Annotated in this window: 1 protein-coding gene; it reads right to left on the reverse strand. The window is 63.3% G+C overall.

Annotated features, from left to right (window positions below; translation table 11 throughout):
* Positions 1–87 precede the first annotated feature (87 nt).
* On the reverse strand, positions 88–1,221 hold the full coding sequence (locus QMX84_RS26285; RefSeq protein ID WP_282365152.1) for an AGE family epimerase/isomerase: 1,134 nt from the start codon (positions 1,219–1,221) through the stop codon (positions 88–90).
* Positions 1,222–1,332 lie beyond the last annotated feature (111 nt).

Raw genomic sequence — 1,332 nt, forward strand, 5'->3', positions numbered from 1 at the left:
GGCTTGCTCGCGATGAAATCAGCGTGGTCTGTCTGACAAACCGCGTCGTTCGCATCGCGAGCAAGCCCGCTCCCACAGGGTGAAGTGTCAGCTTATGTACTGCGCCAACCCGCTGTAGCAGGTGGCCAGGTGATACGGCGTGGTCGACGGCATGTCTTCGCGGCTGACGTTGCCCTGGCCGTCGCGGCACTCGTACCAGCCGCCTGTGTATAAAAAGCGCTGCTGCAATGCCAGCAATTGGCGTTGCACACGCTCGGCGCCCTCTGGGCGCAAGGTCAGGGCGCGCAAGTACTCGGCCTGAGCCCAGATGCGCTGGGTGCCATCACGCAGGGTCCCGTCCGGCGCCAGCATGCCGCACACCGCGCCGCTCTGCGGGTCTACGCCGACCTGCTCGGCAAAGCCAAACGCACGGTCCAGCGAGCCATGCAAGGCGGTGCCGCGCAGCAGCGGCGACGAGGCCAGCAAGAACAGCCATTCAAACTGATGCCCCGGCTCAAACCAGTTATCCACAGCACCGCGTGGCTTCTCCAGCATCACGTTATGCACAGGCTCGATAAAGTGCTGTTGCATGGCGTCGGTCAGTGCCAGCAGGGCGCTCTGTACCGTAGGGTCTTCACGCACCGACAGCGTCGCCAAAAAGGCTTCGGCCAGGTGCATCAACGGGTTCTGCAACGGCCCGCTGCCCAGTGACGACCAGTCCTGATCAAGGCTGGCTTCGTACAAACCGTTGCTTGTGCTGAACTGCACCAGTACCACTCGCAGGGCGGCATTGAGCACCGATTCCACCAGCGGCTCACGCACTTTGGCCCAGTAATGGGCGCAGGCGAAGATGATGAAGGCGTGGGTGTACAGGTCTTTGCGTTGATCCAGCGGCGCGCCGTGGGGGTCGATGCTGTAGAACCAGCCGCCGTGTTCGGCATCGTGAAAGTGGCTCTGCAACGAACGGAACAGCGCCGCTGCGCGCTCGGCGGCGGCCGGGAATGCCGGGTCGTCGATCAGGCTGGAAAACACATACAACTGGCGTGCACAGGCCATGGCGCGATAGCGCTGGGGCGGCAGCGGTTGATGGGCGGGGCTGAGGGCCTCGTAAGGCAGTGCCAGTTCGGCGTTCCAGCCGGGGCCTTGCCACAGCGGCACGATGACCTGACGAAAATGTGCCTGCACGGCCGCAAAGGTTGCGGTCAGTTCTGGCGAAAAGGCGGAGTTGGCTACATCAGGCATCGGCGGACGTCGTCACGGCTGGGGCGTTTGCGCGACATGATACACCGTGAGCCTGAACTCTGTAGGAGCGCGGGTGGCGCCCCGCGGGTTTTAACCACAAAAAAAAACGCG

Source organism: Pseudomonas sp. PS01297 (genome assembly GCF_029959305.1).
Taxonomy (GTDB): Bacteria; Pseudomonadota; Gammaproteobacteria; order Pseudomonadales; family Pseudomonadaceae; genus Aquipseudomonas; species Aquipseudomonas helleri.